Raw genomic sequence first — 21518 nt, forward strand, 5'->3', positions numbered from 1 at the left:
AACAATTGGGGGGCAGTTCAAAATTGAAGAGGTTTTTTGTACTTCAACTGTCTAAGTGGGGTGTTAGTCACTATGTGAAAAGTGTAACATATGGTGATGCAGCATGTTTTTTATTTGTTTAATTGGTAATGGAATAAAGTTTGCTGGTGATTTCGGCTAATACACGTTTGCTTTCCGCATAATTACGTTCCCGCTGCTTCTCAACCCTCATCCTGACCTCATGTTTTCTGCTATAGACCTCATAACCGACTCCGTGGGACATATGCATCGCCTTCTCCATATCACTTGTATAATTCAATTCAATGCGATCGATAAAAAATCTCCTCCAAACAATTTTTGATAGTTCCAATCATACCATCTTTGTATTTATTTCCTCAAAGTGGAAAATTGCAGTTCTGGTCGTCTCAGATGCTCTATATTGGCGTCTCGTGGTTATATCTTGAAGATCCTTACAATACCTGCAGAATGCTGGAAATCCGGGCATGTTTTAGATTTATTTTGCTTATGGAGGGAGTATTTACCCATTTTTATAAAAATTTTCAGAAAAGTGGTTCCATTTTCTAAAATGTTGTTATATAATACAAATCGAGGACAGTTACTGTATTATAACAAAGAGGTGAGTAGTTCATGACGACGCAGACACAGGGGATTGAAGTGACTGGGCCTTTGAATGCCCTATATGACGAGGTTTTAACGCCTCAAGCGCTAAAATTTATCGAAGAATTAGAACGTAATTTTGGCAGCCGAAGAGTGGAACTGTTACAGTCCAGACAAAAACGGCAGGAGGAAATTAACAATGGCAAACTCCCTGATTTCCTGCCTGAAACAAAACATATCCGTAATGGAGACTGGACGATTGCATCGCTGCCGCGAGATCTTCAGGACCGCCGCGTGGAAATTACCGGGCCTACCGATCGGAAAATGGTGATTAACGCCCTGAATTCTGGTGCGAAATTATTCATGGCTGATTTTGAAGATGCCACTTCTCCGACATGGGAAAATGTTGTCGAGGGACAAGTCAACTTAAGAGATGCAGTAAAACGGACAATTTCCTTTGAAAACCCAAATGGTAAAAGGTACGAATTAAACGAACAAACTGCCGTACTGATTGTAAGGCCTCGCGGGCTTCATCTAGAAGAAAAGCATGTGCTTGTAGACGGAAAACCTATTTCAGGAAGCTTTCTCGACTTTGGACTTTATTTTTTCCATAATGCAAAAGAGTTATTAGCAAGAGGGTCAGGTCCTTACTTCTATCTGCCAAAGCTTGAAAGCCACTTAGAAGCACGGCTCTGGAATGATGTGTTTGTATACGCTCAAGAAAAACTTGGCATCCCGCAAGGAACCATTAAGGCGACCGTGCTAATTGAAACGATTATGGCGGCATTTGAAATGGATGAAATTTTGTATGAATTAAAGGAACATTCAGCTGGTCTAAACTGCGGCCGCTGGGATTACATTTTCAGTTATTTGAAAAAGTTCCGTAACCAAGAGAATGTGATTCTTCCCGACCGTTCACAGGTAACAATGACCGCACCATTTATGCGTTCATATTCACTGCTGACGATTCAAACTTGCCACCGTCGCAAGGCACCAGCGATGGGAGGTATGGCAGCGCAAATTCCAGTGAAAAATAACCCGCAGGCAAATGAAGAAGCGTTTGGAAAAGTACGTACTGATAAAGAGCGCGAGGCACGTGACGGTCATGACGGGACATGGGTTGCCCATCCAGGGCTAGTTCCGGTTGCAATGGAAGTGTTCGAGCGCGAAATGCCGACGCCAAACCAAATTCATACGGCAAAGCAACAGAAAATCACGATTACCGCCCAAGACCTGCTTGAGGTACCAAATGGCACGATTACCGAAGAAGGTGTTCGCACTAACATCAATGTCGGAATTCAATATGTGGCTTCATGGCTATCTGGCAGAGGAGCGGCGCCAATCTACAATTTGATGGAGGATGCCGCAACAGCTGAAATTTCCCGAGCACAGCTTTGGCAGTGGATTCGTCATCCAAAAGGCGTTTTAACTGACGGGCGAAAAGTGACGGTAGAAATGTACCAGCAGCTGAAGCTTGAGGAATTAGAAAAAATCAAACAAGAAATCGGTGAATCAGCTTATGCCGGCGGACGGTTTGACGAAGCAGTGCAGTTATTTGATGACCTTATTTTAAATGATGAGTTTGTTGATTTCTTAACATTACCTGGGTATAAGCTATTATAAAAATTTTTATATAAAAAAATTAATAGATTAATAGGAGGAATGGAAAATGACTGATTCAAGAATTACTCAATTACAAGAAAGCTGGGAAATGGATGCACGCTGGAAGGGGATTACAAGAGCATATACTGCAGAGGATGTAATTAAGCTTCGCGGTTCTATCGATATTGAACATACTTTGGCTAAAAAAGGTGCCGAAAAACTTTGGAAGTTAATTAACGAAGAAGATTATATTAATGCACTAGGTGCTTTGACTGGTAACCAAGCGGTTCAGCAGGTAAAAGCAGGCTTGAAGGCTATCTACTTAAGCGGCTGGCAAGTAGCAGCAGACGCTAACCTTTCCGGAAATATGTACCCGGACCAAAGCTTGTACCCTGCAAACAGTGTGCCATCTGTAGTTAAAAGAATTAACCAAGCACTTCAGCGTGCTGACCAAATCACTCATTCTGAAGGTGATAACTCTATCGATTGGTTTGCACCAATTGTAGCTGATGCTGAAGCTGGATTTGGCGGTCAATTAAACTGCTTCGAATTAATGAAAGGCATGATTGAAGCAGGTGCTGCCGGCGTCCACTTTGAAGATCAGCTTTCTTCAGAGAAAAAATGCGGCCACTTAGGCGGAAAGGTGCTTCTTCCAACTCAAACAGCGGTTCGTAACCTAATTGCAGCTCGTCTTGCAGCAGACGTAATGGGTGTTCCGACAGTATTGGTTGCTCGTACAGATGCTAACGCTGCTGATTTAATTACAAGTGATATCGATATGAACGATGCACCATTTATTACTGGCGAGCGTACACCGGAAGGCTTTTATCGCACGAAGGCAGGCCTTGATCAAGCGATTGCCCGCGGCTTAGCTTACGCACCATATGCTGACTTGATTTGGTGTGAAACTTCTGAGCCAAGCATCGAAGAAGCAAGACGCTTTGCTGAAGCGATTCATGAACAATTCCCTGGCAAGCTGCTTGCTTACAACTGCTCACCTTCTTTCAACTGGAAGGCAAAGCTTGATGAGGAAACAATTGCGAAGTTCCAAAAAGAGCTTGGAAAGATGGGCTATAAGTTCCAATTCGTTACCCTTGCTGGTTTCCACGCGCTTAACCATAGCATGTTCGAGCTTGCTCGCGGCTATAAAGACCAAGGCATGGCAGCTTACTCTAAGTTACAGCAGGCTGAGTTTGCCAGCGAAGTTCACGGCTATACTGCAACTCGCCATCAGCGTGAGGTTGGTACAGGTTACTTCGACCAAGTTTCTATGGTTATCACTGGCGGTACATCTTCTACAACTGCACTTAAAGGCTCTACTGAAGAAGAGCAATTTACAAGTGCAAAATAATAATCGAATGAAGGATCCTTTTCTCCTGAGTGGAGGAAAGGGTCTTTTTTTGTTTACAAAATTCCCTTAAGTCACTATTTTGAAATAATTTAGTAGATTTGGTTGATCCTCTATATTCTATGAAAAAACTAACAATTGACAACTTTCGACATTTACAATACTATTTTAATATAGAATTGGAGGCTTAATAGTATGTCAACATTAAGAAAACAGAAAATTGAAGAAAGTATTCCAGTAGAAACCTCTAATAGACAGAAAATTGTGGCTAGTGTTCCTCAAAAAGGATTTTTTGGCCATCCTAAAGGATTATTTACATTATTTTTTACAGAGTTCTGGGAGAGATTTTCGTACTATGGAATGAAAGCAATCCTTGTTTACTATATGTATTATTCCGTTTCAAAAGGCGGATTAGGCATTGACCAACAGACTGCCCTCGCAATTGCTTCCGTATATGGAGCATTGATCTATATGTCGGGTATCATCGGCGGATGGGTGTCTGATAGACTTATAGGACCTTCCAAGTCATTGTTTTACGGTGGTGTCATCATCATGTTCGGTCATATCGCCTTAGCCATTCCGGGCAGTATGACGATGTTCTTTGTTTCAATGATTTTGATTATCCTTGGTACTGGATTATTAAAACCAAATATTTCAACGGTTTTAGGGGAAATGTACGATATTAACGATGCCCGCCGCGATGCAGGTTTCACTATTTTTTACATGAGTGTAAACCTAGGTGCCTTTATCGCTCCATTCATTGTTGGTACTGTTGGCATGAAATACAATTTCCACTTAGGCTTTGGTATTGCAGCAATCGGTATGTTCTTAGCATTAGTAACCTATGTTATTACCAGAAAGAAGAATCTTGGTCTTGCTGGTACATTTGTTCATAATCCTTTATCTCAACAGGAAAAGAAAACTACATTTATAAAGTTCGGATTAGCTGCAGTTGTACTTGCTGTTATTGCAACGATTGCTATTATGACTGGATTTTTAACAATTGATCGATTTATTGCCCTTGTTGGAATCCTTGGTTTTGTTATTCCAACGTTCTATTTCATTTACATGTATCGCAGTCCCAAAACAACAAAGGAAGAACGTTCGCACTTAATCGCGTTTATTCCGTTATTTATAGCATCTGTTATGTTCTGGTCAATCCAAGAACAGGGTTCAACGATTCTGGCAGCATTTGCCGATAAACGGACACAGCTTGATTTTGCTGGAATTCATATTAATCCATCTTGGTTCCAATCATTGAATCCATTGTTTATCGTTGTGTTTGCGCCAATCATTGGTTCGCTTTGGGTAAAACTAGGGAAAAAAGCACCGACTATTCCTGTGAAATTTGGCTTCGGTCTCTTGTTTGCCGGTTTATCATTTGTCATCATTTTAGTGCCAGCTTTAATGGGCGGTACTGGTGCGCTGGTAAATCCGTTATGGCTTGTACTTAGCTACTTTGTTGTCGTTCTAGGTGAATTATGTTTATCTCCGGTAGGTTTGTCTGCTACAACGAAACTTGCCCCGGCTGCTTTCTCAGCCCAAATGATGAGTATGTGGCTGCTATCAAACGCTGCCGCCCAGGCACTTAACGCCCAAATTGTTAAATTCTATACACCAGCAACGGAAATGACTTACTTTGGTGTTATTGGTGCAGCGGCAATTGGTCTTTCGGTTATTTTGTTTGCACTATCACCAAAGATTCAAACCTTTATGAAGGATATTCGATGATTTTCAAAACTGTGGGGAATGCTCCCCGCAGTTTTTTTCTTATTTTTGGAATGGAACGTATTTTAGGGTATTATCATACATAATAATAGCCTTAATGATGGAGTTGATTGAGCTTGAAAAAGCCTAGCGTTGATGAGGTGCTGCAGCAAGGAATTCATGGAGCTTTGGAAACGAAACCCGATGAGCGCCGGAAATATTTAGGAACATTAAGGGAACGAATTGTGGTGGCCTTAAAGAAAGAGCAGGTAGCGGAAGAAACAGTATATCCGCAGGTTGAAAAATTAATGAAGGAATACCCTAAGGCGCATCTTTTCTTAAACGGAGATTTACAATACGAGCAATTATCCAAGTATGTAAAAAAAGCTGTAATGCATAAGATTGGGCATACGATTGTTACGAATAAGGAGGCTGACACAGACATTGGCTTGGTGCTGGCAATGGATTATGCCATTGAAAAGGATGAGATTTTTATTTCTAAAAAGGCACCGGAAATTCCCGCTGCTAAGAAAGGTTTTTTTGCAAAGCTTTTTAAAAGGTAGGTTGATGAAAAAGTGCTTGATTACAGCTGTGGTCAGGCGCTTTTTTAATTTGAAAATTGTAAGGAGATTGGCGACCGAGAAGAAAGAATAAGAGCCGTCCCGGTCGCCAATAAGGGTTATAGGCGACCGAAGAGAGAGCAAAAAGGTGTGCCCGGTCGCCAATACGGGTTATAGGCGACCGAGGGGAGAGAAAAAAAGCGTGCCCGGTCGCCAATAAGGCCAATAGGCGACCGAAGAGAGCAAAAAAGAGCCGTCCCGGTCGCCAATACGGGTTATAGGCGACCGAAGAGAGAGAAAAAAGGCGTGCGCGGTCGCCAATAAGGCCAATAAGCGACCGAAGAGAGCAAAAAAGAGCCGTCCGGGTCGCCAATACGGGTTATAGGCGACCGAAGGGAGAGCAAAAAGGTGTGCCCGGTCGCCAATACGGGTTATAGGCGACCGAAGGGAGAGCAAAAAAGCGTGCGCGGTCGCCAATACGGGTTATAGGCGACCGAAGAGAGAGCAAAAAAGCGTGCCCAGTCGCCAATAAGGCCAATAAGCGACCGAAGAGAGCAAAAAAGAGCCGTCCCGGTCGCCAATACGGTTTATAGGCTACCGAAGAGAGAGAAAAAAGGCGTGCGCGGTCGCCAATACGGGTTATAAGCGACCGAAGGGAGAGCAAAAAGGTGTGCTCGGTCGCCAATCCGGGTTATAGGCGACCGAAGAGAGAGCAAAAAGGTGCGCCAGGTCGCCAATACGGTTTATAGGCTATCGAAGGGAGAGAAAAAAAGCGTGAGCGGTCGCCAATACGGGTTATAGGCGACCGAAGAGAGAGCAAAAAGGTGTGTCCGGTCGCCAATCACGCCCATTAACCAATTTTTCAAAATGATTTACTATTATTCTTCTTGTTTTCCCCATTCACCGGCACACTATCTACTAGCAATTGCATATTTTGGAGCACCTTCGTACTGTAGGTAAAATCACCATAGCAGTAGGGGTAACGGAAATTAGTTTTATCGCCGTTACAATTATAAAGATCAGGTTTCTTTTTTACTTGTATCTGAGAAAATTGTTTCGCAAGCTCTTCACTGTGTTTACCGCCGCGCTTTGCAACAAAGGTGATATAGCCGCTGCCCATGTTATAGGCTTGGATAATCGTGGGGAAGTCCACCTTTTGCTGATTTCCGTAAGTAAGAACCCGCTGGAAATGCTTCACTCCTGCTTGAATACTCTGCTTTGGATCCTTAATCGTATTCGGTGCCAAGCCTGCGGATTCGGAGGCCTGCATGGGATCTCCGCCTTGACCGTGGCTTTCCTGCTGCATTAACGCTAGTAAAATATCGGTGTATTTTTCAAGCTGATATTTTGCCAATTCGCTTTGGAGCTGCGGACGATATTGTTTCACAGAGAAAAATGGATCTACTTGCTCCAGCGGCTCTTGTGTTTTATTTTGAAAATGATTTTGAACCGCGGCTAATATGCAAAAAAGCACAAACAAGCCGAAAAACGTTTTGAATTTCTTCCGTCTTCGTTTTTTCATGATGACTCTCCTAAACTAGCTATGCCCTGCCGCTACCGTTGCCCGCAGTTCTATTTCTACGTTACCCTGAATCGCTCTGCTGATCATGCAGGAGGTTTCGGCTTTTTTGGCAAGGCGAAGTGCAAGCTGAATCTCTCTTTCCGTGGCATCAGACTTTAAGATAATATATGGACGGTGGATAATTTTTTTATAGGTAAAAACACCATTGGTTACATCTACAACAGCATCTGATTCCATTGTTAAGCTTTCTTTTTCGAGACCGCTGCGCTGCATCATGGCGGCAAGCGTGATGATATAACAGGTAGCTGCCGCCCCAAGCAGCATCTCATCCGGATTGGTGCCGACCCCAGGGCCATCCATTTCCGGAGGGATAGAGATTTTTGTTTTTAGATTTCCGGCCTCAATTTCCCCAACATCATTCCGGAGTCCCGGCCAATTTGCTTTTAAATGAAAAATATGTTCAGCCATCTTAATCCTCCTTTGCATTTTTATCTATATTTTGGAAAATATGGTATAGTTAGATTGGTAGATTTAAATTGGAGTAGTGAATTGATGAAAATTTTAATAAAAACCGTACTAACCATTGTTCTTTTCTTGTATTTAGCCATTCTTACGAAACTAGTATTATTCAAATATGTACAGGTTTCGGAGATTATTCAGTCCTTTACATTTATAAATAATGAACACTTTTTGCGTGCGCATAATTTTATCCCTTTTAAAACCATTTATTATTATCTATTTCTAGCGGATATCAATTTAATTATTCGCATTGAGAACATAGTCGGGAATGTCATCGGCTTTGCCCCGTTCGGATTTATTTTACCATTGTTAGCGAACAGGTTCCAAAAACTAAAGGTTGTCATACTAGCCACATTTTTCCTAAGTTTAACATATGAACTGATGCAGCTGATTTTTACTTTTGGCAGCTTTGATGTGGATGACTTGATTTTGAATACAATCGGCGGAGTTATAGGGTTTATTCCGATAAAGATTTTTCTAAAATTGGTTGGTTCTAGAAGGAAAAGAGGAGGCAAGGTAAATGAAGTTTTTTAATTTCAATCGTGAAGTAAGAAGAGAGATTTCGGCATTTAATAGTTTAAATGTTGGAATCACGCCAATTGTTAAAAATGAAGCCCCCTCATCGGTCGGCTGCATGTATTTGGATGAGGAAAGTGTTGTAGGAATGCATCCGGCTACTGTCCCGCAGCTATTTCTAGCAATAGAGGGTGAAGGATGGGTGCGGGTGGAAGGCGGCGAAAAAATAAAGGTTTCCAAAGGAACTGCCGTCTTCTGGGAAGCTGGTGAGCAGCATGAATCAGGAAGTGAAACTGGAATGACCGCTATTATTATTGAAAGTCCGAGCCTGAATCCGGAGCAGTTTTTAAAAAGTAATAACTAGAAAAGGACTTGGAATTCCAAGTCTTTTCTAATTTCAGAAGCGTTTTTTTACAAACAAATCCAGAAAAAACTTAAAACCCAACCAACTTGTCCATACTTTAAGAAGAATCATTGCGGTAAAGCGAAAAAGTTTGGTATTATCAAGAGTATATAAAAAGGAATCGGAGGTTACCGATATGTCACGAATTTCAACGGAGCAGGTAAAGCATGTAGCTAATTTGGCAAGGCTTGCGATTACGGAGGAAGAGGCGGAAAAGTTTACAAAGCAGCTCGATTCCATCATCGCCTTTGCGGAACAGTTAAATGAACTGGATACCGAAAATGTTCAACCTACATACCATGTGCTCGATATGAAAAATGTCCTGCGTGAGGATATTCCAAAGCCGGGATTGCCGCAGGAAGAAGTTTTGAAAAATGCGCCTGAACATAAGAACGGGCAATTTAAAGTGCCGTCGATTTTAGCTGAGTAGGAGGAAATATTGTGAGTTTATTTGATCATAAAGTATCAGATCTTCATGAGCTTTTACATAAAAAAGAGCTGAAAGTATCTGACCTTGTCGACGAATCGTATAAACGAATCGCTGATGTAGAAAACAAGGTCCAAGCGTTTTTAACGTTAGATGAAGAACGGGCGCGGCAGACAGCAAAAGCCCTTGATGATAAGTTCAGCGCCGATGCAGCCAATGGGCTGTTATTTGGTATGCCTATCGGAGTGAAAGACAACATTGTCACAAAGGGATTAAGAACAACTTGTGCCAGCAAAATTCTTGAAAACTTCGATCCCATTTATGATGCGACTGTTGTGCAAAAGCTAGCTCAAGCTGAAACAGTAACCATCGGGAAATTAAACATGGACGAGTTTGCGATGGGATCTTCAAATGAAAATTCAGGCTTCCAAAAAACACATAATCCATGGAATTTAGAACGTGTACCGGGTGGTTCTTCAGGTGGTTCTGCAGCTGCGGTTGCCGCGGGTGAAGTGCTATTTTCTTTAGGATCTGACACAGGCGGTTCGATTCGTCAGCCGGCAGCTTTTTGCGGCGTCGTTGGTTTGAAACCGACCTATGGCCGTGTTTCCCGTTTCGGACTTGTAGCATTTGCATCTTCTCTTGACCAAATCGGGCCAATCACAAGAACCGTTGAAGACAATGCGTATTTGCTTCAGGCAATTTCAGGGCTTGATCCGATGGATTCGACATCTGCCAATGTTGATGTTCCTAATTTCGCCGGCAGCTTAACAGGCGATGTCAAAGGGTTAAAAATCGCCGTACCGAAAGAATACCTTGGTGAAGGTGTCAGCGAATCAGTCCGTCAATCCGTTCTAGATGCATTAAAGGTGCTTGAAGGTCTTGGAGCTGTTTGGGAAGAAGTTTCGCTTCCGCATTCTAAATATGCATTAGCTACTTACTACCTATTATCATCATCCGAAGCTTCAGCAAACCTTGCCCGCTTTGACGGCGTACGCTACGGTTACCGGACACCAAATGCCGACAACCTCTTGGATCTATATAAAAATACGAGAGCAGAAGGCTTCGGTGATGAAGTAAAGCGCCGTATTATGCTCGGAACATTTGCATTGAGCTCAGGTTATTATGATGCGTACTATAAAAAAGCACAAAAAGTCCGGACATTGATCAAGCAAGATTTTGAAAATGTTTTTGAAAAATATGATGTCATTGTCGGTCCAACAACACCAACTCCAGCTTTTAAAATTGGTGAGAATATTGAAGACCCAATGACCATGTACGTAAATGATATTTTAACGATTCCGGTGAACCTTGCTGGCGTACCAGGAATTTCTGTGCCATGCGGTTTCGATGGCGGACTTCCACTAGGTTTGCAAATTATCGGTAAGCATTTTGATGAAGCAACGATTTATCGTGTTGCACATGCGTTTGAGCAAGCAACAGACTATCATAAACAGAAGCCACAATTGTAGGGGGTGAACAGTAATGGAATTTGAAACAGTGATTGGACTTGAAGTCCATGTTGAGTTAAAAACCAATTCGAAAATTTTCTCGTCCAGCCCGAACCATTTTGGTGCTGAGCCTAACACAAATACAACTGTCATTGATTTAGGGTACCCAGGCGTTCTTCCTGTTTTAAACAGGAAGGTTGTTGATTACGGCATGAAAGCGGCAATGGCGCTAAATTGTGAAGTAGCGACACACACAAAATTTGACCGTAAGAACTATTTTTACCCGGACAATCCAAAGGCTTATCAGATTTCGCAATTTGATCAGCCGATTGGCGAGCATGGCTGGATTGAAATTGAGGTAGATGGCTATACAAAGAAAATCGGCATTACCCGCATTCATTTAGAAGAAGATGCTGGTAAGTTAAATCACGAAAAAGGCTATTCATTGGTGGATATTAACCGTCAGGGAACACCGCTGATTGAAATTGTTTCCGAACCTGATATCCGAACTCCAAACGAGGCTTATGCATATTTAGAAAAATTAAAGTCCATTATTCAGTACACAGGCGTTTCAGATTGTAAAATGGAAGAAGGCTCACTTCGCTGTGATGCCAATATTTCCATCCGTCCTGTGGGACAAGAAGAATTCGGTACGAAAACCGAATTGAAAAACCTAAACTCCTTCAACTTCGTCCGTAAAGGGTTGGAGTTTGAAGAAAAGCGTCAAAGAGAAGTTGTCTTGGCTGGCGGTAAAATCGAGCAGGAAACACGCCGTTTTGACGAAGCAACCGGTGCAACCATTCTGATGAGGGTGAAGGAAGGGTCTGATGATTACCGTTACTTTCCTGAACCGGACTTACTTGAGCTGTATATTGATGAGGACTGGAAAGCTCGTATTCGTGCCGAGATTCCAGAGCTTCCAGATGAGCGCCAAAAGCGTTATATCGAAGAATTAGGCCTGCCTGTTTACGACGCCAACGTATTAACGGTAACAAAAGAAACAGCTGATTTCTTTGAAGCGACAGTTAATGCCGGTGCAGATGCGAAGCAAGCCTCCAACTGGATCATGGGTGAAGTTTCTGGCTACTTGAATTCAGAAGGAAAAGAACTGCATGAGGTTGCTTTGACTCCAGAAGGTCTTGCCAGCATGATCAAACTCATTGAGAATGGCACGATTTCTTCAAAGATTGCGAAGACCGTGTTCAAAGAGTTGATCGAAAACGGCGGCGATGCTGAGAAGATTGTGAAAGAAAAAGGACTTGTACAAATTTCGGATGAAGGTACACTTTTAAAGATCATTTCCGAAGTACTAGATGCCAATCCAAAATCAATTGAGGATTTCAAAGGCGGTAAAGCAAAGGCGGCCGGCTCCCTGGTTGGACAGATTATGAAAGCCACTAAGGGACAAGCCAATCCGCAAGTGGTGAATAAATTATTGCAGCAGGAATTACAAAAACGCTAATATGATGGCTGGCAGAATCCTTTCTGCCGGCTGTTTTTTTGCTAAGGATGTCGAAGCGAGTTTCGACATCCTTTTTGCTATTTCCCGGGAAAAAACCTTTGACGGTAAGAGGGTGTTGAGTTTCCAATTAAACGTTTGTTTAACGGGGAAATATAGCAGGTCCTGTCGAAGTGGGGTGGAAATGAGGGAAATGGTCGTTTTTCTACAATTTACAAGACTGTATTAAAATAGTTTGGGAAATATCCGACAATTTCCAACTGGATTTTTAGAGGAAAACCTTGTAATATCAAGCTTCGAGATCAAACAAAACAAACGTTTGATTGAAAGCCAACTTGCGACATATTTCGATGCTATTTTGTTGGGGAAATCCACATTTATAAGAAAAAACCATCATTTTAAATAAACGTTTGTATGACAATGGCGCTGTCGAAGAATCGGAGGATAGGGTGCATATTGTAAAAATGAGGCTATAAAGTTCGACAGCATTCTGCCGTGTTTAATAAAATAAACATTCATATAAATGGGTTTGTGGCCAATTCAATTAAACGTTTATTTAAGTTGAATTAGGGATGGCTTTTGTCAAAAAGCTATCCAGTTTTGTAATCAAATTGAAATCTTGTAGATATATTTGTAAAATTAGCTGGTGTATGTTCAGTATACAGGCATCTTCTAATCATTACCGGCAGATAATCCTAGTTTACCGGCATATTTTTACCACTTACCGACCGCCATCCTTCTTTTACCAGCACTACTCTTTAACTGTCCCATTTTAAAAATGCGAAAAAAACACCTGAGCGGGAGCATACACTCCCGTTCAGGTGTTTAATCATTAGATTTCTTCTTTTAACAATCGAACACTTTCATCAAATTCCTTCTCAATCTCTTCATTTTTCTTATAAGTGATCAAGCTGACTACCACAGCAACAATAAGGTTGAAGAGGAATCCTGGAACGATTTCATATAACGATTGGCCAAATAAGACTTTGCCAAGGTCGGCATTTTTCCAGACGATTACGGTGATGGCACCGACGATCATTCCGGATAATGCGCCCCAGTTCGTAATCTTTTTCCAGAATAAGCTTAAGAGAATAACTGGACCAAAGGAAGCCCCGAACCCTGCCCACGCATAAGCAACAAGATTTAAAATGGTATTGTCTTGTTTAAAGGCAAGAGCAGAAGCAACAACAGCTACGATTAAAACAGCCATTCTTCCTAAGAACACCAGGCGGCCGTCCGACGCATTTTTGTTCATGACCACTTTGTATAAATCTTCAACCAATGCGCTGGAAGTTACGATTAACTGAGATGAAATCGTACTCATGATGGCAGCCAGTATCGCTGCTAAAGCAAATCCCGCAAATAATGGGTGGAAGAAAATTTGGCTTAAAGAAATGAATACGGCTTCCGAATTATTTAAAGTATGTGCTGCATTATCATGGAAATAAGCAATACCAATTAAAGCAGTAAAGATTGTACCGATTAATGAGAAAATCATCCAGCCCATCCCGATGCGGCGGGCGCTCTTTGTTTCTTTTACCGTTTTAATGGCCATAAAGCGGACAATGATATGCGGCTGGCCGAAGTAACCAAGTCCCCAGGCAGCAGCAGAAACAATGCCGATAAAGGTAGTGCCTTTAAACAAGTCTAATAGAGTTGGGTCAATTGCCCGAATGGTGTCAAATGTCTCGGCAGGGCCTCCAGTTTTAAAAATACCAATTGCCGGAACAAGAAGAAGGGCAATCAGCATCATCAATCCTTGAATAAAGTCAGTGTAGCTGACAGCAAGGAACCCGCCGAATAGGGTGTAGGCCACAACAACACCGGCCACAATCAATAATCCAGTATGATAGTTAGTGCCAAATGAGTTTTCGAAAAAGACCGCACCCGAAACCATTCCGGAAGAAACATAGAACGTGAAGAATAGCAGGATAACAATACCGGAAACGATTCGCAATAACTTTGAATTGTCTTTAAAGCGGTTTTCCAAATAGCTTGGAATGGTGATGGAATCATTGGCAACTTTTGTGTAAGAACGTAAGCGCGGTGCAACAAACAGCCAGTTCAGGTACGCGCCAATCGTTAACCCGATGGCAATCCACGCCTCAGCTAAACCGCTTACATAGATAGCTCCCGGCAAGCCCATTAACAGCCAGCCACTCATATCAGCTGCGCCAGCACTTAAGGCGGTTACTGCAGGCCCTAACGAACGGCCCCCGAGCATGTAATCCGTAAGATTGCTAGTTTTTCGATAGGCATACCAGCCGATCAAAAGCATACCAACAATATAAATGATGATGGAAACAAGCTGTAAAGTTTGCTCAGACATATAAATCCCCCTTTTTTAAAAATTCGAATAATAATTACAATAATATTTCCCCTTTACTTAAGATTCTATCAATTAGATACGGCCAATTCCAGTGGTAAAATTTATTTTTTTACCATAGTAAAAAATATTTTTGGGATAGTTTTTAAAACTATTTGTAAGCACTATCATTGTATGCTTTTATGAAAAGTTTTATTATATAGGAAGTTGAAAGGAGTGGAATGATAAATGGATTTAAATGGGTGGTTTCAAAAGGGAATGACAGTTGATGAGTATATAAATGCAATGAACAGAAATAAGGAAGAAATGCTTTCAATTTACGAGCAATTTGCTTTGAAGGAGGATGATCGGAGTAAGCTGGCGGCCTTGAAATCGAAGGGATTACGGGTTATCGTTCTATCTGAGGATTGGTGCGGCGATGCGCTGTTGAATAATCCTGTTTTACTTAGGGTGGCGGAAGCGGCCGATATCGAGGTTCGTTTTCTGCTACGAGATCAAAATCTTGAACTGATGGACCAATATTTAACGAATGGCACATCTCGGGCGATCCCAATCTTTGTTTTTATCGATCAGGAAGGGAACGAAGCAGGCGTATGGGGTCCTCGGGCACCTAAAATACAGGCCCTTGTAGAAAAAGAACGTGCCACATTGCCTGATAAGGATGCGGAAGACTTCCAGGAAAAACAAATGGCATTGTACAAAGGCCTTGCCAAGAGGTATCAAACGGAGCCGGAAATTTGGCAAACAGTTGCGGATAGTATTATTTCTACTTTATTAAAATAGGCTAGGATATGCATGAAGACCAAAACAGCAGGGGCACAGGCATGAAAAGGTCTTCATAAGCGGTATGAAGACCAAAATCGGCCTAGAATGAAGGATAAAAATTGCTCCAAAACGAGGCAAACTGTGTTTCGTTAAGGCTGTTCTCACAAAATTTGTTGTTTCCAATATAGTACGAACACAAAAATAGTAACCCCCTGCGTAAAATTACACACTTTAAAAATAGACTTCAGAATTTATCGGCGAATTTTTGAAGGATATCGGCGAATCTTAAACATTTATCGGCGAATCTAGGCAATATATCAGCGAATCCAGCCTATTTATCGGCGAATCAGAAAAACAGAATTGAACTTTCAGGATAAAAAGAGGGCGCATCCAAAAATGCTGGCCCTCTTTACTTAAGCCTTAAACCCGCCGCCCTTTGGCGGGATAAGGTCATTTTTTAAATTTTTATCATTAATCTTCGGCTCGATTCCAAGGATAAAGTTTCGGATATTTGAGCGGTGGAGATAGATTAAAAGGAATGAAAATAATAAAAAGATCAGTTCAAAATCAAGTTTGGCAGAATAGAAGTCATAGATAAACATACTGAATCCAACGGAAATTGAACCCCAAAATACATATTTGGTTAAAAAAATCACTAAAAAGAAAATCAGATAGGCAATGACTAATAACGGCAGGTGAGCTACAAGCAATGCACCGGCAGTGGTTGCAATGGCTTTACCGCCTCTAAAACCGGCGAATATCGGGAAGCAATGACCGACAACCGCAGCTAAGCCAAAGTACATTGGTTCTGCGTTTAGATGGAAAATCAGCGGGAGAGATGCAGCTAAAGAACCCTTACCAAGATCAATCAGCAGTACAAAGACGGCCGATTTTTTCCCAAGGACACGAAGCGTGTTAGTTGCCCCTGGATTTTTGCTGCCAAGCTCACGGATATCGACCCCAAAAAATAGTTTGCCCACGATTAAGGCAGTGGGAATGCTTCCTATTAAATAGGAAACCAACAATAGCAGCAAAAACATACGAATCATTCCCTTATTTGGTAAAATTGTAGTATTATTGTATCAGAAGAAATGGCAGGATTTTGTTGAAATTTCACGAATTGGTACATTAAAAGGAGCGCTTGACATGGAAAAAGTTGATTTTGGCCAAGTTGCTAATAGTTATGCCCGTTCAAGAGAAGATATTCCAATTGCCTTGATGGAAAGTCTGCAGCTGCGCAATATTATTTTTGAAGGGAAAAAGGTAGCTGATATTGGCTGTGGAACGGGTGCGTTGACGCGAAAGATTGCCATGAGACGAGCGGATATTGTTGGGGTTGAACCATCGGAAAACCTGTTGGAACAAGCAAAGATCTTAAATAGAGTTAAAAATTTTATGATTCCTTATTTCGTAGGAGCTGCGGAAAATACAGGTTTGCAAGATTCCCAATTCGATATGGTAACGGTTATGCGAGCTTGGCATTGGTTTGACCGTGAAAAGGCAATTCGTGAAATGAAAAGAATTTTAAAAGGAAATGGCACGATGATTGTCATTGACTCTGGATTTCTCTCAGGCAATGATATGGTCGAAACAACCTTTGAGGTTTTGTGCAAATTTGTAGATGGCGGCATAAAACCAGCTGGCTCAAAAGCAGAATCCAGGCAGCGCATCAATGGTTTTCCGGTTGAATGGTTTGCGGAATGGCAGGCTGCGGGTTTCGAACTTAGAGATTTCTATAAACTAAAATATTCGGTCCATTTTACAAGGGATGCATGGTTGGAACGCATCGAATCAATATCCTGGCTAGCAGGATTAGAAGACGCTGTACGGAAACAAGCACTTGGCGAATTATCTAGTTCAATAACGGCCAAAGAGCCATTCGCGATTCCCCATGAATGTAATGTTTGCATATTAAAATTAGTGGATTAACCGTCAAGATGATGAACGTGCAATTTAGTTTTGCACGTTTTTTTTGTGCATTTAAAATTTTAAATAAAAAAGTGTAGGGATAGGTGAAAGGCAGTTCGTCTATTAAGGTGAACAGATAAAAAAGAAAGGGGGAGAGGACCATTACTGATACTGTGTTAATTGAAAACGTGCTGGGAGGCAACGACCACGCTTTTCGCCTTTTGGTTGAAAAATACCGCAATGACGTGTTCCGGACAGTCTTTGCCGTTCTTCATGACCAAAAGGAAGCAGAAGAGGCCGCACAGGAAGTTTTTATAAAAATTTACACCTCTCTCCCCCAATATGAGAATCAGGGCTTTAAAACATGGTTGACACGGATTGCCGTGAATCATGCAATTGATATCAAACGAAAACAAGCAAGAAGGAAAGAAGAAATCATCGAGACGTTAGAGGAACAAGTCATTGGGACACCAAGGGATGATGTTGAAACCATGATTATCGAAACAGACAGGCGAAGGCTTGTTAGAAAAAGGCTTGGAGAGATGCCGAAGAATTATCGTGACGTTATCTACGGTTTTTATATTGAGGAAAAAAGCTATCAGCAAATGGCCGAAGAGCAAAATGTTCAAGTGAAGACAATTGAAACAAAGTTGTACCGGGCACGAAATTGGATGAAGAAGAATTGGAAGGAGGACGATTTTTCATGACGCATTACACTACAGATGAATGGCAGAAATACGTAAGAAATGAACTAGACAGCAGCACCCGTGAAGAGCTTGAAGCCCATTTATACACATGTGAACAATGCCTTGAGCACTATTTACAAGCCGTTGAGTCAAATGAATCATCGCTCCCAACCATTTCAAACGAACAAAGCTTCACCGATTGTGTGATGTTGGGGATTTCAGAACAAAAAGCGGTGCCTGACACCAAAAGGGAAATAATTCGGGAAATGGTGCCTGACACCAAAGATTACACCAAAGATAACACCAAAGACGACACACAGAAAAAGCCATTTTATCAGCAAGCTCTGTTCCATTATTTGCTGGCAGCGGTAGCGACGTTGTTTTTGATGTTTTCGGGTGCGTTTCAGTCGCTGTTGAAATACACAAGTTCAATTGATTCACATTTGGTGGAGGAAAGGAAGCCTTCGGTGACGGAAGGGGTTATGAATAAGACATTTGCATGGATGGATTCTTTGGAGAAAAAGGAGGCAATTAAGAAATGAAAAATTCAACGAAGGCATTAACATTATCATTATTTCCAGGCCTCGGTCATATTTACTTCGGTAACGTGGTTCGCGGGGGTCTTTATTTACTATCTGTTGTCGGTTTGGCTTTTGCTACCGTCATTGGAATACTGACATATAACCAGCCTCTCCCTATTTTTACTTTTATGGCGGGAATCTTTATTTATCTAATTAGTTTCATTGATATGGGCGTTCAGATTTCAAAGCAAAAGAAAGCTCTTGCTACAAAAGATCCTGACTATCCATATTCAAAGGCTGCACAGGATTCAGAACGCTTCTATACGATTATTCTGTCTTTTATTCCGGGCCTTGGTCATTTCCAGCTTGGCTTAATGAATCGGGGTCTGACTTTGCTGGCAACCTTCCTTGGCCTTGGAGTCATGGTGATCTTTATTTCCGTGCTTTCCAATCGCGGTGAATTTCTTGTGTTCCTCGCTGCCTTGCCAATTATCTGGGTGTACGGCTTTTTCGATGCTGTTCAGCAGGTGAACAAAAAACAGCGAGGCGAAGAGCTCGTAGACAGAACCATTTATGAAGACTTTGAAACGCGACGTGACGATGGTAAAAAAAGCAAGGCGATTGCGACCTTCCTTTCGATTTTTCCAGGAGCCGGGCATCTGTATTTAGGACTGCAGCGCCGAGGTATTCAGTTAATGGCAGCGTTTCTGCTCACGGTATATATCTTAGATGTGTTAAGACTTGGCATCTTCCTGTTCTTAATCCCAATTATCTGGTTTTACAGCTTCTTTGATGGGATGCAAAAGGTTTCTAGATACGGTGAGGGAGATACGGAGGATGTACCAATCATCAACTACTTCATGAACCATCAAAAATGGGTTGGAATTGGCCTTATCGTAATGGGGATTTACTATTTAGCAATGAACATTCTTCTCCCAGCATTCCGTCCGATGTTAACAAGGATTTTTAATGAGGATATCATGTATTTGATTCAAGAGTACGTACAAACCGGGATTATTTGTCTGTTATTTATCGGCGGAGGAATTAAGCTCTTGTCCGGCAGCAAACAGAAAAGAGAGGCGGAAAAATCATGAGAAGATGGAAAAAAGGGTTAGCAGGTGCAATCGTCGTTGGAGCAGGTATTGGGTTCTTTTTTAGAAAAAGAAAAGGGGGAATAAAAGCATGAGAACCTGGCGTGTTGGAACGTTTTCGATGGGCATTTTGCTGCTCATGCTTGGTCTTCTTCTATTCTTTTCAAGGTTTATTGGAATGGATCTTATTCAGGTGATGACAGCATGGTGGCCAGTTATCTTGATTGTTCTAGGAATAGAAATCCTTTTGTATTTGTTCCTTGCCAGGAGGGAAATACCAGTACTAAAATATGATTTTTTAAGTATTTTCTTTGTTGCCATTATTGGGACTCTGGGAATTGCCTTTGCAATGTTAAGCTCAATCGGCCTGATGGGAAAGGTGGAAGAGGTAGTAGCAAGAGAGGAGCGGTCTTTTGATCTGCCTGCTTTTTCCTATAAAATGAATGACAAAATACATCGAGTAGTTGTCAGAAATGCCAGCTATGATACAACAATAGAAGCAGCCAACTCTAAAGAGGTTTCTTTGTTTGGGACATACCGGGTGCAAACGTCGAAAAATAAAGAGCTGTTGAAAAGCGCTAAAGATTATCTTACGGCAAATCAAAAGGGGGATACGCTTTATATTAATTTAAAGCAGCTCCCAAATGAATCGGGCCCTTTTTATACGCAGGGAATCGTTGCGGCCACAATTCTGATTCCTGATGATGTGAAATTAGATTTAGTTGGCAGTAATGATTCTCTGACGTTGAAGCCGCGGGCTCTTTCGAATGATTGGAAAATCGAAAATGCATCAACGGTTAAAGTCGACTCCTCGGAAAGCAAAGATTTAAAGATTGCGGCTAATAGTGTGGAGGAGTTTAAGGGGAAAGGGTGGCAGATTTCGAAAAAGAAAGACCTTGATGGATCTGAAGAAATGTCAGGTATTTATCAATCAGGAGAAGGCACATATCAGATTAATATTGTTAATTCCTATCATGTAAGTCTATTAACTGGAAAGTAATCCATCAGTAATTTTTGCAAATTGAACAAAAAAGGTTATGATAGTAAATGGACTTAGGCCTACAAATTATTTGTAAGTGCTGATGTTAATTGGTAAAATATTGAATTGACTAAAGCCGTTGTTGATTTTTAAAAATAGGTGGATGAATTTATGAAAAGAGCAAGACTGATTTACAATCCTACATCGGGACGCGAAATGATTAAGCGCCATTTGCCGGAAATCCTTGAAAAATTAGAGCTTGCGGGATATGAGGCGTCCTGTCATGCGACAACTGGTGCCGGTGATGCTACAAAAGCAGCACGCATAGCTGTTGAGCGTCAGTATGATGTTGTTATTGCTGCTGGTGGTGATGGAACCATTAATGAGGTGGTGAACGGCCTTGCCGAGCAGGAATATCGACCTAAGTTAGGAATTATCCCTTCAGGCACGACGAATGATTTTGCCCGCGCCCTCCATATCCCGAGGGATGTCGCTTCAGCTGTTGACATTATTACAAAAGGGGAGTTAATCCCTGTCGATATCGGCCGCATTAATGATAAATATTTCATTAATATTGCCGGCGGCGGCAGATTAACGGAACTTACGTATGAGGTGCCAAGCAAGTTAAAGACGATGCTCGGTCAGCTTGCCTATTATTTAAAAGGGATGGAAATGCTTCCTTCGATTAAAGCGTCCGATTTACGAATCGAGTACGATGGTAAGCTTTTTGAAGGCGAAGCGATGATGTTTCTTGTCGGTCTGACGAATTCTATTGGCGGGTTTGAAAAACTAGCTCCGGACTCTTCGATTAATGATGGTCTATTTTCTTTGTTGATTTTGAAAAAGGTTAATCTTGCTGAATTTGTCCGTGTTTCCACTATGGCAATCCGCGGAGAACACGTGAATGACCCGAACGTGATTTATACAAAAGCAAATCGGATTAAAGTGCAATCCAGTGAAAAAGTCCAGTTAAATTTAGACGGAGAATTTGGCGGCTTGCTCCCTGCAGAGTTTGCTAATTTGTACCGGCACCTAGAGGTATTCGTGCCGCTGGATGATATCCGCCCTAATGACCGCCCATCTGATTGGACTTCAGGAAAAAGATATAGTTAATTTGAGTTCGTTCCTAAC

General features: G+C 41.7%; 21 protein-coding genes. 16 read left to right on the forward strand and 5 right to left on the reverse strand.

Features of this window, described 5'->3' with window-relative positions:
• Positions 1–118: 118 nt before the first annotated feature.
• The gene (locus tag IE222_RS20665; RefSeq protein ID WP_223282834.1) at positions 119–349 is read right to left on the reverse strand and encodes a YuzK family famiily protein; all 231 of its coding nucleotides are present in this window, start codon (positions 347–349) and stop codon (positions 119–121) included.
• A gap of 278 nt (positions 350–627) precedes the next feature.
• On the opposite strand from IE222_RS20665, the gene aceB reads away from it, so the two are divergent.
• The 4 genes from aceB (at position 628) to IE222_RS20685 (ending at position 5817) form a co-directional block, all read left to right on the forward strand.
• Complete coding sequence (gene aceB, locus IE222_RS20670; RefSeq protein WP_191276134.1) at positions 628–2220, forward strand: malate synthase A; 1593 nt, start codon at positions 628–630, stop codon at positions 2218–2220.
• 46 nt (positions 2221–2266) lie between these two features.
• Positions 2267–3550, forward strand: a complete 1284-nt coding sequence (aceA, locus tag IE222_RS20675; protein WP_191276136.1) for an isocitrate lyase — start codon at positions 2267–2269, stop codon at positions 3548–3550.
• A gap of 192 nt (positions 3551–3742) precedes the next feature.
• Entirely contained in the window at positions 3743–5278 is a 1536-nt protein-coding gene (locus tag IE222_RS20680) for a peptide MFS transporter (protein ID WP_191276138.1), read from the forward strand.
• A 113-nt stretch (positions 5279–5391) separates the two neighbouring features.
• Complete coding sequence (locus IE222_RS20685) at positions 5392–5817, forward strand: YueI family protein (RefSeq protein ID WP_191276140.1); 426 nt, start codon at positions 5392–5394, stop codon at positions 5815–5817.
• An 859-nt stretch (positions 5818–6676) separates the two neighbouring features.
• On the opposite strand, the gene IE222_RS20690 is transcribed toward IE222_RS20685, so the two are convergent.
• Positions 6677–7336, reverse strand: coding sequence for a lysozyme family protein (locus IE222_RS20690; protein WP_191276142.1), 660 nt, complete (start codon positions 7334–7336; stop codon positions 6677–6679).
• A gap of 15 nt (positions 7337–7351) precedes the next feature.
• On the reverse strand, positions 7352–7804 hold the full coding sequence (locus tag IE222_RS20695; RefSeq protein ID WP_191276144.1) for an OsmC family protein: 453 nt from the start codon (positions 7802–7804) through the stop codon (positions 7352–7354).
• Between the two features lie 84 nt (positions 7805–7888).
• Between IE222_RS20695 and IE222_RS20700 the strand changes: the two genes are divergently transcribed.
• The 5 genes from IE222_RS20700 to gatB all read left to right on the forward strand — a co-directional run bounded on the left by IE222_RS20700 (position 7889) and on the right by gatB (position 12114).
• Positions 7889–8389, forward strand: coding sequence for a VanZ family protein (locus tag IE222_RS20700; protein ID WP_191276146.1), 501 nt, complete (start codon positions 7889–7891; stop codon positions 8387–8389).
• On the forward strand, positions 8376–8735 hold the full coding sequence (locus IE222_RS20705; RefSeq protein WP_191276148.1) for a cupin domain-containing protein: 360 nt from the start codon (positions 8376–8378) through the stop codon (positions 8733–8735). Before IE222_RS20700 ends, IE222_RS20705 begins: the two co-directional genes overlap by 14 nt.
• Before the next feature lie 175 nt (positions 8736–8910).
• Positions 8911–9204: an Asp-tRNA(Asn)/Glu-tRNA(Gln) amidotransferase subunit GatC gene (gene gatC / locus IE222_RS20710; protein ID WP_191276150.1), complete on the forward strand. Its 294-nt coding sequence runs from the start codon at positions 8911–8913 to the stop codon at positions 9202–9204.
• Between the two features lie 11 nt (positions 9205–9215).
• Positions 9216–10673: an Asp-tRNA(Asn)/Glu-tRNA(Gln) amidotransferase subunit GatA gene (gene gatA, locus IE222_RS20715; protein WP_191276151.1), complete on the forward strand. Its 1458-nt coding sequence runs from the start codon at positions 9216–9218 to the stop codon at positions 10671–10673.
• A 13-nt stretch (positions 10674–10686) separates the two neighbouring features.
• Complete coding sequence (gene gatB / locus IE222_RS20720) at positions 10687–12114, forward strand: Asp-tRNA(Asn)/Glu-tRNA(Gln) amidotransferase subunit GatB (RefSeq protein ID WP_191276153.1); 1428 nt, start codon at positions 10687–10689, stop codon at positions 12112–12114.
• 829 nt (positions 12115–12943) lie between these two features.
• On the opposite strand, the gene putP is transcribed toward gatB, so the two are convergent.
• A complete protein-coding gene (gene putP / locus IE222_RS20725) occupies positions 12944–14440 on the reverse strand; it encodes a sodium/proline symporter PutP (RefSeq protein ID WP_191276155.1) in 1497 nt (498 codons plus the stop codon).
• Positions 14441–14665: 225 nt separating this feature from the next.
• Between putP and IE222_RS20730 the strand changes: the two genes are divergently transcribed.
• A complete protein-coding gene (locus IE222_RS20730) occupies positions 14666–15220 on the forward strand; it encodes a thioredoxin family protein (protein ID WP_191276157.1) in 555 nt (184 codons plus the stop codon).
• A 395-nt stretch (positions 15221–15615) separates the two neighbouring features.
• Here IE222_RS20730 and plsY read toward each other — a convergent pair whose 3' ends face one another.
• Positions 15616–16242, reverse strand: a complete 627-nt coding sequence (gene plsY / locus IE222_RS20735) for a glycerol-3-phosphate 1-O-acyltransferase PlsY (RefSeq protein ID WP_191276159.1) — start codon at positions 16240–16242, stop codon at positions 15616–15618.
• 106 nt (positions 16243–16348) lie between these two features.
• On the opposite strand from plsY, the gene IE222_RS20740 reads away from it, so the two are divergent.
• The 6 genes from IE222_RS20740 (at position 16349) to IE222_RS20765 (ending at position 21500) form a co-directional block, all read left to right on the forward strand.
• Positions 16349–17131, forward strand: coding sequence for a class I SAM-dependent methyltransferase (locus IE222_RS20740; protein WP_191276161.1), 783 nt, complete (start codon positions 16349–16351; stop codon positions 17129–17131).
• 152 nt (positions 17132–17283) lie between these two features.
• Complete coding sequence (locus IE222_RS20745) at positions 17284–17817, forward strand: RNA polymerase sigma factor (protein WP_191276162.1); 534 nt, start codon at positions 17284–17286, stop codon at positions 17815–17817.
• Complete coding sequence (locus IE222_RS20750; protein ID WP_191276164.1) at positions 17814–18338, forward strand: anti-sigma factor family protein; 525 nt, start codon at positions 17814–17816, stop codon at positions 18336–18338. The genes IE222_RS20745 and IE222_RS20750 overlap by 4 nt, the downstream gene beginning before the upstream one ends.
• A complete protein-coding gene (locus IE222_RS20755) occupies positions 18335–19411 on the forward strand; it encodes a hypothetical protein (protein ID WP_191276166.1) in 1077 nt (358 codons plus the stop codon). The genes IE222_RS20750 and IE222_RS20755 overlap by 4 nt, the downstream gene beginning before the upstream one ends.
• 88 nt (positions 19412–19499) lie before the next feature.
• Positions 19500–20408 carry an ECF transporter S component family protein gene (locus IE222_RS20760; protein WP_191276168.1) on the forward strand — a complete coding sequence of 303 codons (909 nt, stop codon included), beginning with the start codon at positions 19500–19502 and terminating at the stop codon, positions 20406–20408.
• 150 nt (positions 20409–20558) lie between these two features.
• Positions 20559–21500 carry a diacylglycerol kinase gene (locus IE222_RS20765; protein WP_191276169.1) on the forward strand — a complete coding sequence of 314 codons (942 nt, stop codon included), beginning with the start codon at positions 20559–20561 and terminating at the stop codon, positions 21498–21500.
• Positions 21501–21518: the final 18 nt, after the last annotated feature.

This window comes from Neobacillus kokaensis (assembly GCF_014656545.1).
Taxonomy (GTDB): Bacteria; Bacillota; Bacilli; order Bacillales; family Cytobacillaceae; genus Neobacillus; species Neobacillus kokaensis.

Bases quoted from the DNA above. Each gene is read 5' to 3' on its own strand.
- aceB (WP_191276134.1), top strand. From the start codon at position 628: ATGACGACGCAGACACAGGGGATTGAAGTGACTGGGCCTTTGAATGCC.
- aceA (WP_191276136.1), top strand. From the start codon at position 2,267: ATGACTGATTCAAGAATTACTCAATTACAAGAAAGCTGGGAAATGGAT.
- IE222_RS20680 (WP_191276138.1), top strand. From the start codon at position 3,743: ATGTCAACATTAAGAAAACAGAAAATTGAAGAAAGTATTCCAGTAGAA.
- IE222_RS20690 (WP_191276142.1), bottom strand. From the start codon at position 7,336: ATGAAAAAACGAAGACGGAAGAAATTCAAAACGTTTTTCGGCTTGTTT.
- IE222_RS20695 (WP_191276144.1), bottom strand. From the start codon at position 7,804: ATGGCTGAACATATTTTTCATTTAAAAGCAAATTGGCCGGGACTCCGG.
- IE222_RS20700 (WP_191276146.1), top strand. From the start codon at position 7,889: ATGAAAATTTTAATAAAAACCGTACTAACCATTGTTCTTTTCTTGTAT.
- IE222_RS20705 (WP_191276148.1), top strand. From the start codon at position 8,376: ATGAAGTTTTTTAATTTCAATCGTGAAGTAAGAAGAGAGATTTCGGCA.
- gatC (WP_191276150.1), top strand. From the start codon at position 8,911: ATGTCACGAATTTCAACGGAGCAGGTAAAGCATGTAGCTAATTTGGCA.
- gatB (WP_191276153.1), top strand. From the start codon at position 10,687: ATGGAATTTGAAACAGTGATTGGACTTGAAGTCCATGTTGAGTTAAAA.
- putP (WP_191276155.1), bottom strand. From the start codon at position 14,440: ATGTCTGAGCAAACTTTACAGCTTGTTTCCATCATCATTTATATTGTT.
- IE222_RS20730 (WP_191276157.1), top strand. From the start codon at position 14,666: ATGGATTTAAATGGGTGGTTTCAAAAGGGAATGACAGTTGATGAGTAT.
- plsY (WP_191276159.1), bottom strand. From the start codon at position 16,242: ATGTTTTTGCTGCTATTGTTGGTTTCCTATTTAATAGGAAGCATTCCC.
- IE222_RS20740 (WP_191276161.1), top strand. From the start codon at position 16,349: ATGGAAAAAGTTGATTTTGGCCAAGTTGCTAATAGTTATGCCCGTTCA.
- IE222_RS20750 (WP_191276164.1), top strand. From the start codon at position 17,814: ATGACGCATTACACTACAGATGAATGGCAGAAATACGTAAGAAATGAA.
- IE222_RS20755 (WP_191276166.1), top strand. From the start codon at position 18,335: ATGAAAAATTCAACGAAGGCATTAACATTATCATTATTTCCAGGCCTC.
- IE222_RS20760 (WP_191276168.1), top strand. From the start codon at position 19,500: ATGAGAACCTGGCGTGTTGGAACGTTTTCGATGGGCATTTTGCTGCTC.
- IE222_RS20765 (WP_191276169.1), top strand. From the start codon at position 20,559: ATGAAAAGAGCAAGACTGATTTACAATCCTACATCGGGACGCGAAATG.